The 12,928-nt window shown below is 70.7% G+C and carries 15 protein-coding genes; 5 read left to right on the top strand and 10 right to left on the bottom strand.

The annotated features are described in order from the left end of the window. The first annotated feature begins 470 nt into the window (after window positions 1-470). The 3 genes from ABGB18_RS38980 to ABGB18_RS38970 all read left to right on the top strand — a co-directional run bounded on the left by ABGB18_RS38980 (window position 471) and on the right by ABGB18_RS38970 (window position 2,023). Window positions 471-1,091 (top strand): sugar O-acetyltransferase, encoded by a 621-nt coding sequence (locus tag ABGB18_RS38980; protein ID WP_347700701.1) that lies wholly within the window; start codon window positions 471-473, stop codon window positions 1,089-1,091. A gap of 220 nt (window positions 1,092-1,311) precedes the next feature. Further along, window positions 1,312-1,812, top strand: coding sequence for an AAA family ATPase (locus tag ABGB18_RS38975; protein ID WP_347700700.1), 501 nt, complete (start codon window positions 1,312-1,314; stop codon window positions 1,810-1,812). Window positions 1,813-1,855: 43 nt separating this feature from the next. Further along, window positions 1,856-2,023 (top strand): transposase, encoded by a 168-nt coding sequence (locus tag ABGB18_RS38970; RefSeq protein WP_347700699.1) that lies wholly within the window; start codon window positions 1,856-1,858, stop codon window positions 2,021-2,023. An 86-nt stretch (window positions 2,024-2,109) separates the two neighbouring features. On the opposite strand, the gene ABGB18_RS38965 is transcribed toward ABGB18_RS38970, so the two are convergent. Continuing rightward, complete coding sequence (locus tag ABGB18_RS38965; protein ID WP_347700698.1) at window positions 2,110-2,778, bottom strand: class I SAM-dependent methyltransferase; 669 nt, start codon at window positions 2,776-2,778, stop codon at window positions 2,110-2,112. A 61-nt stretch (window positions 2,779-2,839) separates the two neighbouring features. Here ABGB18_RS38965 and ABGB18_RS38960 point away from each other — a divergent pair, with 61 nt between their 5' ends. Then, complete coding sequence (locus ABGB18_RS38960; RefSeq protein ID WP_347700697.1) at window positions 2,840-3,478, top strand: helix-turn-helix domain-containing protein; 639 nt, start codon at window positions 2,840-2,842, stop codon at window positions 3,476-3,478. Between the two features lie 210 nt (window positions 3,479-3,688). Here the strand turns inward: ABGB18_RS38960 and ABGB18_RS38955 are convergent, their stop codons facing one another. From ABGB18_RS38955 to ABGB18_RS38915, 9 genes are read right to left on the bottom strand one after another with little or no spacing between them, the layout of a single operon-like run. After that, window positions 3,689-5,173, bottom strand: coding sequence for an NADH-quinone oxidoreductase subunit C (locus ABGB18_RS38955; RefSeq protein ID WP_347700696.1), 1,485 nt, complete (start codon window positions 5,171-5,173; stop codon window positions 3,689-3,691). Further along, window positions 5,170-6,714: a proton-conducting transporter membrane subunit gene (locus ABGB18_RS38950; RefSeq protein ID WP_347700695.1), complete on the bottom strand. Its 1,545-nt coding sequence runs from the start codon at window positions 6,712-6,714 to the stop codon at window positions 5,170-5,172. Before ABGB18_RS38950 ends, ABGB18_RS38955 begins: the two co-directional genes overlap by 4 nt. After that, window positions 6,714-7,373, bottom strand: coding sequence for a hypothetical protein (locus ABGB18_RS38945; RefSeq protein WP_347700694.1), 660 nt, complete (start codon window positions 7,371-7,373; stop codon window positions 6,714-6,716). Before ABGB18_RS38945 ends, ABGB18_RS38950 begins: the two co-directional genes overlap by 1 nt. 15 nt (window positions 7,374-7,388) lie before the next feature. Continuing rightward, window positions 7,389-8,321: an NADH-quinone oxidoreductase subunit H gene (locus ABGB18_RS38940; RefSeq protein ID WP_347700693.1), complete on the bottom strand. Its 933-nt coding sequence runs from the start codon at window positions 8,319-8,321 to the stop codon at window positions 7,389-7,391. Beyond that, window positions 8,318-10,315, bottom strand: coding sequence for a proton-conducting transporter membrane subunit (locus tag ABGB18_RS38935; RefSeq protein ID WP_347700692.1), 1,998 nt, complete (start codon window positions 10,313-10,315; stop codon window positions 8,318-8,320). Before ABGB18_RS38935 ends, ABGB18_RS38940 begins: the two co-directional genes overlap by 4 nt. Further along, complete coding sequence (locus tag ABGB18_RS38930) at window positions 10,312-10,800, bottom strand: NADH-quinone oxidoreductase subunit B family protein (RefSeq protein WP_347700691.1); 489 nt, start codon at window positions 10,798-10,800, stop codon at window positions 10,312-10,314. Before ABGB18_RS38930 ends, ABGB18_RS38935 begins: the two co-directional genes overlap by 4 nt. 47 nt (window positions 10,801-10,847) lie before the next feature. Further along, complete coding sequence (locus ABGB18_RS38925) at window positions 10,848-11,117, bottom strand: hypothetical protein (protein WP_347700690.1); 270 nt, start codon at window positions 11,115-11,117, stop codon at window positions 10,848-10,850. Next, window positions 11,110-11,451 carry a metalloregulator ArsR/SmtB family transcription factor gene (locus tag ABGB18_RS38920; RefSeq protein WP_347700689.1) on the bottom strand — a complete coding sequence of 114 codons (342 nt, stop codon included), beginning with the start codon at window positions 11,449-11,451 and terminating at the stop codon, window positions 11,110-11,112. The genes ABGB18_RS38925 and ABGB18_RS38920 overlap by 8 nt, the downstream gene beginning before the upstream one ends. Further along, the gene (locus ABGB18_RS38915) at window positions 11,451-11,690 is read right to left on the bottom strand and encodes a hypothetical protein (RefSeq protein WP_347700688.1); all 240 of its coding nucleotides are present in this window, start codon (window positions 11,688-11,690) and stop codon (window positions 11,451-11,453) included. The genes ABGB18_RS38920 and ABGB18_RS38915 overlap by 1 nt, the downstream gene beginning before the upstream one ends. Before the next feature lie 237 nt (window positions 11,691-11,927). Between ABGB18_RS38915 and ABGB18_RS38910 the strand changes: the two genes are divergently transcribed. Continuing rightward, on the top strand, window positions 11,928-12,536 hold the full coding sequence (locus ABGB18_RS38910; RefSeq protein WP_347700687.1) for a class I SAM-dependent methyltransferase: 609 nt from the start codon (window positions 11,928-11,930) through the stop codon (window positions 12,534-12,536). Window positions 12,537-12,928: the final 392 nt, after the last annotated feature.

Below are 12,928 nucleotides of genomic sequence, written 5' to 3'. Positions count from 1 at the left end.
ACTCAACAGTTGTATATTTTTGTCGGACATGGACCACGTAGCCGGCGGCGGCGCGGTCGCCGGGCCAAATGAGCAGCTCGGGCGAGGGATGCGGGGACGGCCATGGGCGGTGAGGTGGATCACGGGGTGCCACCGTCCGGGGTCCGCGCCGGGGTCGCGGTGGCCTGCAGCCAGGCGGATGACACTGGGGCAGCGTTGGAATCGGGAAGCGGTCGAAGCGGAGCCGCCTGGCGGAGAGCCGGCCGGCGATTGGGCCTCTCGCTCACACACGGTGACGAACTGTCGAGAGTCAGCGTGTTGTCGGCGGCAGTTGCACTCACCTGATCATGCTCAGGCTCGTTGCCGTAGGTACAATCCTCGCCGTGAGCTACGCGCCCCGACCCCGGAGGTGACGCGATGCGGCGTGCCAGGCTCAGCGGATGGATAGTCCGGCGTACGAACGACGCCGACCGCATCAGAAGGTGGAGATCGTGGTAGATCGTGTTGAGGAAGTACTGGAGAAGATCCGGCGAGGGCTTCTCTACACGGAGTCCGAAGCATCCTTCCAGGACTCTCAACGCCGTTCTGACCTGATCTTCGAGTACAACCAGACACGGCCGAGCGACGCCGCACGGCGCCGGTCTCTCCTGGAGGCGATTCTTGGTTCGGTCGGAGAGCGCATCGTGCTCCTGTCACCGTTCCACGCGGGTTTCGGCAGCAACGTCCACATCGGCGATGACTTCTTCGGCAACGTCAACCTGACATTCGTCGACGACGTGGAGATCAGGATCGGCGACGGGGTCATGATCGCGCCAGGCGTCACTCTCACCACGACCGGGCACCCGGTCCACCCGGACCTGCGAGTGGACTTCCGGCGCTTCTCCGAACCCATCGTGATCGAGGACAAGGTCTGGATCGGCAGCAATGCCGTCGTACTCCCCGGCGTTCGCATCGGGTACGGCGCCGTCATCGGTGCGGGCAGCGTCGTCACTCACGACATTCCGGCCATGACCGTCGCCGTTGGAGTTCCCTGCCGAGCCGTCCGCCGCATCACGGACGACGACCTCCGCACCCGCACGGCCCCGGCGGAGGAGCCAAGAACGTACGCATAGCTCCCCTCCGCCGCGTCCGATGCACCTGCTCGGCAACGGCCGGCTCGCCCGGAGCGCGGCATGAGCGCGCACCCGATCAAGACCTGACCATCAATCATGGCTTGGAGCATTTGTCGGTCTTGGGACGTCCGGGCACGTTCTTCACGTGTTTGGCGTTCGGCCGCCAGGGCCGACTCATCCTCGACCACGGCATTGTGCCGGTCGTCCCTATGATGCGGACGTGGCAGTGATCCTCATAACCGGTATGTCCGGCACCGGGAAGTCGACGGTTCTCGGTGAGCTGGCGCGGCTTGGCCATCGGGTTGTGGACACCGACCATGGCGATTGGATGGAGGACGTACCGGTTCCCGGCGGCACCGGCACTGAGCTGCAATGGCGTGAGGCTCGCATCACCGAACTGATCGCCGAACACGAAATTTCAGGCGTGCCGCTCTTCATCTCCGGAACGTCCCGGAACCAAGGCAAGTTCTATCCCGGGTTCGACCACGTCATCTTGTTCAGCGCGCCCCTCGAGGTGATGCTCGAGCGTATCGCCACCCGTGAATCCAACCCGTTTGGCAAGACCCTCGACGAACGCGAGAGGATCATCAAAGACACGGCCGAGGTCGAGCCGCTGCTCCGCGCATCGGCAACGATGGAAATCGACACACGTCAGCCGCTCACCGAGACTGTAAGTCAGTTGAGAGACCTCATCGGCCAGGTCAAGACCGCCAAGCCTTGACGAGGCTCGAACAGAAGTCGCCCGCACCCGGCTGGCCAAGAGCGTGCACGACGCCGGATGGTCGGCGTTCACCGGCATGCTGGAGTACAAGGCGAAATGTTATGGCCGCACCTTCGCCAAGATCAGCCGCTGGTTCCCCTCCTCCAAGCTCTGCTCGGCCTGCGGAGCCGTGACCGGGTCCACGCCCCTTGCTGTCCGGGAGCGGTCGTGAAGGGACATCAACGCCGCGATCAACATCCTCGCCGCCGGACGGGCGGAGAGACGAAACGCCTGTGGGTGACAGGCCAGGTAAGATCGCTAGGCGTCGCGGCGCAGCGTGAACCAGAAGGTCGGCACCGAGTTGGTCCCCGGTGTGACGTCGATTAGTTCCCAGCCGGGGAACCTGGCGCGGAGCTCGTCGGCTGTGGCGCCCGCCGCCCACGACGTGATCTCGGTGGTCGAGCTGCCGAGCGGCTCGGGGCCGTACCCGAACATCAGCAACCGCGCTCCAGGAGCGGCGCGGTGGGTGAGCCCGGCGGCGTAGGCGTCGCGGCGGTGCAGCGGGATCCCGCAGTAGCAGCTCAGGTCGAAAAACAGGTCGAAGGGGCCGGGCACGCCCAGCTCGTCGAGGCGGGTGGCGTCCCCGTGCAGGAGGTGTACCGCCACTCTCGCCGCCTCGGACTTCTCCCTGGCCTGACCCACGGCGCTGTCGATCAGGTCGACGGCCGTCACCTCCCAGCCGTGCCGTGCGAGGTAGATGGCGTTGGTCCCCGTGCCGCAGCCGAGCTCGAGGGCGCGTCCGGGCGGCAGCGCGCCGTGCCCCTCTACCAGGGCGACCAGTTCGGGCGGCGTCACGCCGGTGTCCCATGGTGCCTTGCCGGCGTGGTAGTAGCCCTCCAGTGCGCGGCGCACGGACTCCTCTTCCTGGTCTTGCTGTGTTGTGGTCAAGTCCAGGTCGGGCTTCTGGGTGGCGTTGGGCTGGTTCATCGTCTCCTCCGAGAATTTAGAGTTGAACTTTAGTGACATAATCTAGAGATATACTTGCAAGATGGACAGAGTCAAGCGGCCGGACAAGCGAGCCGAGCGCTCGCGCCGTACCCACGAAAAGATCGTCGAGGCGGCCCGCGAGCTGTTCGTCGCGCAGGGTTACGGGGCGACGAGCCTGCAGGAAGTGGCGGACCGGGCGGGCGTGGCCGTCCAGACGGTCTACTTCGTCTTCCACAACAAGCGCACGCTGTTCAAGGACGTCGTCGACACATCCATCGCCGGGGACACCGAGCCGGTCGCCACCATGGAACGTGAGTGGTTTCGCACCGCGTGCGCCGAGCCCACCGCAGCCGGGCAACTGCGCGCGCACGTCCACGGCACCCGCGAGATCCTGGGCCGGGTCGCCCCGATCATGCCGCTGATCGCGGCTGCCGCGGCCACCGACCCTGAGATCGCCGCACAGTGGCCGGACGGCCCCGACCCGCGTTACACCGTGCAGTACGCAGCGGCCGAAGCCTTGGCCCGCAAGCCCGACACCCGTCCTGGCCTCTCCATCGAGATGGCGGCGGACCTGCTGTTCGGCCTGCTCAGCCCGCAGCTCTACCTGATCTTCGTCCGCGACCGGGGCTGGTCACCGGACACGTGGGAAGAGTGGGCCCGTACCGCCTTGACCTCCCAACTCTGCGCTGACCCCGGCTAGGCGGACGGACGTCGTGATGGTCCTCCAGCCCGCAATGCTGGTGGCTAACCAGCCGGCCGACCCTCCGCGGGCCGGGTCGGACAACCTGGCCGACGCCGGCAGCGACGGCAGGGCGTCGTGCAACGCCGACAGCTCGGCGTCCACCTCTTGACCGGCCTTGGATGCGGGTGGCTGAGGGCAGGCGGGGGGATGACGCGCTGATCTAGTCGATCACAGGTCGTTGCCGGCGTAGGAGAGGTTGAAGCTCTTGTTGACGAGAGGGAAGTCGGGCACGATCGCCCCGTCGAGGGCTATGGGCAGCGCCGGCCAGTTGAAGAAGGACGGATCGACGATCTTCACGCGGGTCAGGGTGCCGTCAGCGGCCAACTGGACGCGGTGGGTGATGGTGCCGCGCCAGCCTTCGACGATGCCGACGCCGGAGGAGGCCCCGTCGGCCGGCGGGCCGTTCACCTCGCCGGGGGACAGGCCGCCGAGCAGGCGGGTGATCAGTTCGACGGAGGCGGCGATCTCGTCGGCGCGGACCTGGAAGCGGGCCAGGACGTCCCCGCCTGTGCACACGGCTGAGGAGAAGGGGCCGAGGTCGATGAAGGGGTGGTCGCGGCGGGCATCGCGGTCGAGGCCGCTGGCCCGGGCGACGTAACCGAGGGTGCCGAGGTCGCGAGCGGCCTGGTGGGCCAGGATGGCGGTGCCGGTGAAGCGGTCGGCCACCACGGTGTGGCCGAGGGCGAGTGCGGTGATCTCGGCGACGTCGGCGGCGATGGCGGCCAGGCGGGCGGGGTCGGGCAGGGCGCGCAGCGCGAGTCCGCCGATGGTGATGGCGCCGCGCAGCAGCCGGTGTCCGCTGACATCGTCGTTGATGCGCAGGAGCTGTTCGCGGATGCGTCCGGCCTGGGCGTGCAGGATGCCGTGGGCGACGTCGTTGCACAGGGCGCCGAGGTCGGTGACGTGGTTGTAGAGGCGCTCCAGCTCCAGCAGCACAGCCCGTCCGTGCTGGGCCTCTTGCGGTACGTCGGTGCCGGTGGCCTCCTCGACCGCCAGGCAGTAGGCCAGGGCGTGCCCGACGGTGGTGTCGCCGCTGACGCGTTCGGCCAACGGCAGGCCGTCGGCGAGGCTGCGGCCCTGGAAGAGCTTCTCGATGCCCTTGTGGACGAACCACAGCCGGGCCTTCAGCTTGAGGATGGTCTCGCCGACCACCGAGAAGCGGAAGTGGCCGGGTTCGATGAGGCCGGCGTGCACGGGACCGACGGGGATCTCATACACGCCGGGTCCTTCGACGGTGACGAAGGGGTAGGGGCCCTCGGGGTCGCCGAAGGCGGGCGGGGGGCCGGCGTCGGCGCGCATCGGGTACCAGCCGCGCGGCCAGTGGTGATGGCGTACGAGCCGCCGCGGCAGGGGGTGATCCAGCGGGGTGATCCCGTACAGGTCGTGCATCTCACGCTCGAAGCGGCCGGCGGGAAAGGACAGGGCGGCGATGCTGGGGACGGTGGGGTCGCCCGAGGGCAGGTGCAGGCGCAGTTCGCTGCGCCGGTCGGGATCCGGCGCGAGGAACAGGTAGGTGACGCTGAAGCCATGCGCCTCCTGCTGGGCCGACACCAGGGCGAGCCGGTGGCCCTCGGTGAGCAGCTCTTCGGTGGCGGCGGCCAGCTCGGCGGAGCTGATGGTGGCGATGGTGCGTTTGGGCGTCAGGTCGGTCATGGGGTGGCTCCGGCGATGGCGGCGGCGTCGTGGAGCAGGTCGCCCAGCGGGCTCGTGGTGATGCCCAGGAGCGCGCAGGCGACCAGCGCCGCGATCACCGCGAGGGCGGCGGTCCTGGGCAGCACGATGGGTTGCGCTCTGGGTTGCGCACGGGGGTGTGCGCCGGGCTGCCCGATGGGTGGTGCGGTGTCCTCCATGTCCTTGATGGCGAGGTCCTTGATGGCGGGCTCGGGCGAGCCGAGCAGCATGCGCCGCCCGTGCCGGCCGACGGCGGCGACGATGGCCAGCATGAGCAGCAGAGCCAGGGCGATCGCCCAGCCAAGACCCGCGGCGAAGCCGGCGCGGACGATGCCGAGTTCGCTGGCGAACAGGCTGAACGGCGGCATGCCCAGCAGGGCCAGCGCGCCAAGCGCGAAGGCCCCCGCGAGCAGCGGGGAGCGCAGCGCGAGGCCGCGGACCGCGTCGATGCGGCTGCTGCCGAGGGCCTGATAGAGGTGGCCGGAGGACAGGAACAGCGCCGACTTGCCCAGCCCGTGGCCGAGGATGTGCAGCAGGACGGCGGCCAGCGCCAGCCTGGTGCCGATCGCGGCGCCCAGGGCGATCAATCCCATGTGCTCGATGCTGGAGTAGGCCAGCAGCCGCTTGTAGTCGCGCTGGGCGAGCAGGAGCGCGGCGGCCACGGCCAGCGAGGCGAGGGCGGCGGCGACGAGCAGAACGCGCATGGTCGCGGGCCCGAGCGCCACGTCGGCGATGACCTTGACGCGCAGGATGGCGTAGAAGGCCACCGACAGCAGCACGCCGGACATCAACGCCGACACCGGGGCCGGCGCCTGGCTGTGCGCATCCGGCAGCCAGGCGTGCATCGGCGCGAGCCCGGCCTTGGTGCCGAAGCCGAGTACGAGCAGGACGGCGGCCAGGCGCATCACGCCCGGATCCAGGTCGGCCGCCCGGCGCGCCAGGGCGGCGCCGTCCAGCGCGTCGGCGGGGGGCAGCCCGGCGTGCAGGGCGACGTAGTGCACGATCACGATGCCCAGGAAGGCCAGCATGATACCGGCCGAGCAGATCACGACGTACTTCCAGGCGGCCTCGGTGGCCTGTTTGCTGGGGTGGAAGCCGACCAGGAAGGCGGTCAGGATCGTGGTCGCCTCGATGGCCACCCACATCACGCCGAGGTTGGAGGCCAGGACCGCGAGCGCCATCGCGGCGATGAAGGCTTGAGTGAGCACGCCGTAGCGACCGGCCGCCCGGACGTCGACGCGTCCCGCGGCCAGCTCGGCGGACAGATAGGCGGGGGCGGCCAGCGTGGCCAGCAGGGCCACCGCACCGATCACGACCAGCATGAACGCGCTCAGCGCGTCCGCGCGCAGCAATCCCCACACGGTCACGGCTCCTGCCGTTCCCGTCAGGACCACGGCCGCGGCCAACAGGACGCCGGAGGCGAGTGCCCCGAGCCAGGCGGTGCCCCTGTTCCAGCCGAGGAGTCGGTAGGCGCACGCCGCCAGGGCGGGCATGAGCACCGGCGCCAGCACTGTGAGCGTCATCAGTCGTGCAGCTCCCTCAGTTCGTCGAGGTCGGTGCCGCCGAACGCGGCCCGCATCCGGGTGGTGAGGACCTGCAGCACCAGTACGGCCAGCAGTACGTCCAGCGAGACGCCCAGCTCCACCACCAGCGGGACCCCGTTGGTGGTCAGGAACGCCGTGGCGGTGACCGCGTTGTCGATCAGGAGGAAGCCCACCACCTGCGACAACGCCCGGCGGCGGGTGACCAGGACGAAGAAGCCGACCAGCAGCACGGTCAGTGCGACCGGCACGGCTTGGGTGGCGGGGCTGGGCGCCAGCCGTACCAGCGGCTGGGAGACCGCGTAGGCGAGCATGGCCAGCACCGCCGCGACCAGCAGTGAGGTGGCCACGTTCACCAGCGGCTGTGTCTCGCGCCGCTCGCCGCCGGCGGCCAGGGCGCGGCGCATCAGGTACGGCAGCAGGCCCGCGCGCAGCGCGCCCACCCCCGCGCCCACGGCGATCAGCTCCAGCTCGCCCTGATGCAGCCCGAGCACGACGACCAGGACCGCCAGGGCGAGCCCTTGCAGGGCGAACAGCCACACGATGGCCGACAGCGCGCGCCGCCACAACACCATCACCCCGGCCAGCAGGAACGCTCCGCACGCCAGGTCCAGCAGCAGGACATACACCGCGTCACTCACGTCGCACCCCAGTCCTCATGGCAGGAAGAAGGACGCGGCCACGGCCAGCAGCGCCATCAGGAACGATCCGGCCAGCAGCTCCGGCACCCGGAACAGGCGCAGCTTGGCCATGAACACCTCGCCCGCAGCGAGTAGCGCCCCCAGCACCGCCACCTTGACCACCAGAGCGAGGCACGCCACCAGCAGGGCCAGCGGCCCCACGTCGGCCCCTGCGATACCCCAGGGCGTGAACAGGCTGGCCAGCAGCCCGAGCAGGACCGACAGGCGGGCCGCGGAGGCCCACTCGATCAGCGCGAGATCGGGGCCGGCGTACTCCAGCACCATCGCCTCATGGATCATGGTCAGCTCGAGATGGGTGGAGGGGTTGTCCACCGGGATACGGCCGGTCTCGGCGATGGTGACGATGGCGAGTGCGGCCGCGGCCAGCAGGCTCACCGGCGACAGCACGGCCCACGGGTTCTCGGCCACCGAGCCGACGATCGCGGCCAGGTTCGTCGACCCCGCCCGCACCGACAGCGCGAAGACCGACACCAGAATGGTCGGCTCCACCAGGGCCAAGATGGTCACCTCGCGGCTGGCGCCCATGCCGCCGAAGGCGGTCCCGGTATCCAGCCCGCCCAGGGCCAGCGCCACCGACCCGAGCGCGAGCAGCGCGACCACGGCGAACAGGTCGGAGACACCGTCCAGTGGCGCGTCCGTGGCGACCAGCGGCACCGCCGCGGCCGCCACCACGGCGGTTGCGGCCAGGAGCAACGGCGCCAGCCGGAACACCCAGCCGGTGCCCTCAGGGGCGATGGGCTGCTTGCGGGCCAGCTTGCGCAGGTCTCGCCACGGCTGGCCCATCCCGGCCCCGGCCCGGCCCTCCAGCCGGGCGCGGATCTGCCGCATCATCCCCACCAGCAGCGGTGCGCCGGCCACGACGAGGATCACCTGAATCAGTGCGGTCATCGCAACACCGCCAGTATGATCAGCGCGCCCGTGAGCGCGGCAAAGCCGTAGGCCAGGTAGTGGTGCACACTGCCGTTGGCCAGTTTCCGCGCCGAGCGGCCCAGGGCGGCCGTCGCCGCCAGGACCGGGCGGTACAGGCGGTGCTCGATCCGGTCGGGGATCCGCGACTGGAAACGCACCCGCTCCACCAGGTAGGCCGATTCCTTCACCGGTGTGACGTCCACATCGCTCTCCGGGGCGAGCACGTCGTCGAAGACCCGCTGGAGCGGCTCGGCGAACGACGTCGCGGTGTACTCCATCCTGGGCGTCATCGGCCCGGCGCCGCAGTCCCACAACCTGGCCCGGCGCCGCGCCCGCTGGTTGGCCACCAGCCGCAGCGCCCCGAGGAGCAGGGCGACGGCGGCCCCGAGGGCGATCGCGATCAGCAGCGGGGAGATCGTCCCGATCACGCCGTTCAGCTGCAGCCTCACCTGCCCGGACACCGCGGGCGGTCCCGCCAGGACCGCGCTCACGGCCGCCGTCAGCGCGGGCAGCACCACGGTCGGGGCCAGGGCCAGCACGGCGCAGCACAGCGCCGCCACGGCCATGCCGGACACCATCGTGGCGGGACTTTCCGTCGCCCGCTCAGCTTGGCCGCCACGCGGCCGGGCCAGAAACCCCACGCCGAAGGCCTTGACGAATGTGGCGACCGCGAGCCCGGCCGACAGCGCGATCACCCCGACGGCCAGCGGCATCGTCACCGCCCCCGCCACCCCGGAGGCGGGCAGGGCGTGGATCAGGCTCTGCAGCAGCAGCCACTCGCTGACGAAGGCGTTGCCCGGCGGCAGCGCTGAGGCGCACAGCGCGCCGACCGCGAACAGGACGGTGGTGGACGGCATGCGGGTCCGCAACCCGCCGAGCGCGTCGAGGTCCCGTACGCCGGTGGCCCGCAGCACCGAGCCCGCCGCCAGGAACAGCAACGTCTTGAAGCCCGCATGGTTGACCACGTGCAACAGCGCGGCCGTCAACGCCAGGGCGGCCAGGACCGGCGTCGCCGAGACGGCGAAGAACCCGGCCGCGCCCACCCCGAGCAGCACCAGGCCCATGTTCTCGGTCGTGGAGTAGCCGAGCAGCCGTTTCATATCGGAGGAGACGGCGGCCTGCAGGATGCCGTACAGGGCCGACAGCGCGCCGGCGGCGAGTGTCACGAGCCACCACCACGGGGCTCCGCCGCCCAGCAGGTCGAGGCCGACCCTGACGATGCCGTACACGCCCATGTTCACCATGGCCGCGCTCATCAGCGCCGAGACGTGACTCGGCGCCTCCGGATGCGCCCGGGGCAGCCACACGTGCAAGGGCACGATGCCCGCCTTGGACGCGAACCCGATCAGCGTTGCGAGGAACACCACGTTCCGTGCCGCCGGCGGCAGCTGCGCGGCCCGGAGCTGGTCGAAGGACTCGCCGCCGGCGTGGGCGGCGAACAGGGCCAGGCCGGCCAGGACCGCCGCGAACCCCAGATGGGTCATCACCGCGTACCACACGCCGGCCTTCCCCACCTCCGGGCGGTGGGCGTGCTCGGCGAGCACCAGCAGCAGCGAGGTCAGCGCCATCAGCTCCCAGGCCACCAGCAGCGTGCTCACGCTCGCCGCCGCGGGAACCAGCAGCAGGGAGGCCACGAACAACGGCAGCACGCCGTGGACGACCCGGCCGTGCTCGCGGGCGTAGCCGATGGCGTACAGCGCCGTGCACACCGCCACGCCGCCCGTCACCGCCACGAACACGCCACCCAGCGCATCCAGCGACAACCGCACCCCGGCCAGCGGCAGCAGCTCCGGCAGCCAGACGCTCCACCGCCCTCCCAGGGCGGCCGCCACGCCGGCGGCCACGCCGAATCCGCCGGCGGCCGCCGTCCCCAGTCCCGCGACCAGGGCGCGTATCCGATCCGGCACGAACAGCGCGGCCGCCGCCGTCACCACGCACAGGCCCGAAGCCGTGGCCAGCAGGGAACCCGTCATCGACCGGTCAGCCCGCGCAGCGCCGCGACGATCACCTCCGGCCGGGGCGGGCACCCCGGCACCTCGGCATCGACAGGAACCACGTCGCTGACGGCGCCCGCCACGCCGTACGCGCCCGCGAACACCCCGCAGTTACGCGCGCAGTCCCCCACAGCGACCACCAGCCGCGGCTCCGGCACCGCCTCATAGGTCCGGCGCAGCGCCATCTCCATGTTGCGCGTCACCGGACCGGTGACCACCAGCGCGTCCGCGTGCCGGGGCGAGGCCACCAGCCGCGCCCCGTACCGTTCGGCGTCATAGACCGGGCCGAACGCGGAGGCGATCTCCACCTCACAGCCGTTGCACGAGCCCGCGTCCACATGCCTGATCTGCACCGACCCGGCCAACTCGCCGACCTTGTCCGCCGGGCCCGCCGACTCCGGCCTGCCCGGCGCCGGCTCGGCCACCCGCCCCGTTTTCTTGATCTTCCGCCACAAACTCGCCACGATGACTCCCTGCCTGGTGCTTCGACGTCGGCTTGATGCGGCGGGGATCATCCAGGCCGGGGGCGTCCAGCGTTGGCAGCGCGCAGTTCGCCCCGTCCGGCGATCAGGTCGGTGAGGATCCGCCGTGCGGCCCGTGGCAGATCGGCCACATCAGCCCTGCCCGACTCGTGGACAACGGTGGCGCCATCCCGCCTCGCCGTGACCACCCCTGCCCGGCGCAGCACCGCCAGCCGCTGCGGAAACGTCGACGACTCCACCTCGATCACATCGGACGCATGGCCGCGCCGGCCCCCTCGGCCATGATCATCGTCAGCCATGCCCGGTCTCGGACTGCAGCAGCTCGCTCAGCAACGCGTGCTGGCCCGACAGTTTGGCGCTCAGCAGCTGGCGGGCCGCGCGTAGCAGCTCGGCCACGTCCCCGCCGGACAGCGCGTACACCACGGTGGAGCCTTCCCGGCGGGCGGTCACCAGGTCCGAACGGCGCAACACCGCCAGATGCTGCGACAGCCCGGTCGGCTCCACCTCGATCTCGGCCAGCAGCTCCCGCACCGGCTTCGGCCCGTCCTGCAACAGCTCCAGCACCCGGATCCGCACCGGATGGCCCAGGAGCCGGAACAGCTCCGCCTTGGCCTCATACAGCGGCACCGACATCAGGACCGTGTCCCCTGCTCTCGCTCATCCGGCTGGCTTTCGTCCGCGCCGGGGCTCATATCGGTCGGGACATCCTCCGCCAAGCCGACCCCGTGCGTGCGAGCCACACGCGCGATGTGCTCCCACTCCGCCTCGGCCACGAGGGTCTCGTTCAGATCCTGGTCGCGATGCGCGGCGCGCAACGCCACTCGGGCCAACCGGGCTCGCTCCCGGACCGCTTCGGCAAACGCCTCGCTCACGCGACCACCTCCACACCGTCGTCCGCATACAACACTCATGTTCTTAGTAATTGCGCATTTTCGCAACTCCGCCTTGGCGGCGGCCGGCCGGCGGGCGCCCGTGCCGCGGCGGTGACGCTCCCGGCGTGCCCGTGACCGAGCCCATCCGATCGGCATCGACCACTCGGGTTGTGCGGCTACCTACACGGACAGAGGGTGCAGGGCGGGCGAAGCGATGGCCGCCGATAGATTGGCGACGTGGACAGTGACCAGTGGGATCGCCGCTACGCGGCCAAGGATCTGGTGTGGTCGGCGGGGCCGAACCGGTGGGTGGAGGAGGTCGCCGCCGACCTGCCCCCTGGCCGGGCCCTGGACCTGGCCGCGGGCGAGGGGCGCAACGCGCTGTGGCTGGCCGAGCGTGGCTGGAGTGCGACCGCGGTGGACTTCTCCGCCGTCGCCCTGGACCGCGCCCGCTCCCTGGCCGGGCAGCGGCTCGGCGAGCACGCCGGCCGGGTGACCCTGATCAGGGCGGACGTACGCGATTATCCACCCGACCCCGCCGGCTTCGACCTCGTTGTGATCGCCTACCTTCAGCTGGAAGCGGAGCTGAGGGGGCCGGTCATGCGGTCGGCCGCCGCGGCGGTCGCATCTGGGGGGCTGCTTCTGGTGGTCGCTCACGACAGCGACAACCTGGCACACGGCAGCGGCGGACCGCAGGACCCGGCGGTCCTGTACAGCGCGGATGACGTGGTGGCCGACATCGATGGATGCGGCCTGCGAGTCGTCCGTGCGGAGCCCAGGCCCCGTCCGGTGGAGGGCACGCGGGACGCCATCGACGCGTTCCTGCTCGCCACGCGAGACAGGTGAGCCCTGGTCCGTGGTGGGCGGGCGCCGCTCTCGGCGTCCCCGGCGGCTGGGTGGCGGGCCCCTGAAAGTCCGAGGCCGCCCGCCCGTGGTCGAGAACAGATCTGGCACGCATGGTTTCCGCCGGAATCATCAACGGAGGCGGCCCGTACCTGGCGGCTCTCCACGAGGGGCGGGTGACCAAGATGGCGAGATGGGTGGTGGCCTCCGGCAGCGTCATGCCATTAGGCCGTCGCGACTGAGCAGCCCGCATCCGGGCGCCCCCGCTGAGGCGCACTCTTGTCAGCGGGGGCGCCCGGAGTCGATCGAGACGCCGCCCCCCTCCGGTCGAACGTCCCGGTCGGATGTGTGGGACCCGTCCGCGCCTCACACTCTGTTGGATCGAGCCCGCACAC

Origin of the sequence: Nonomuraea sp. B12E4, assembly GCF_039871825.1 — a bacterium.
Lineage (GTDB): Bacteria > Actinomycetota > Actinomycetes > Streptosporangiales > Streptosporangiaceae > Nonomuraea.
The sequence above is the reverse complement of the archived record's forward strand: the minus strand, read 5'-3'. Positions and strand labels throughout refer to the sequence as shown.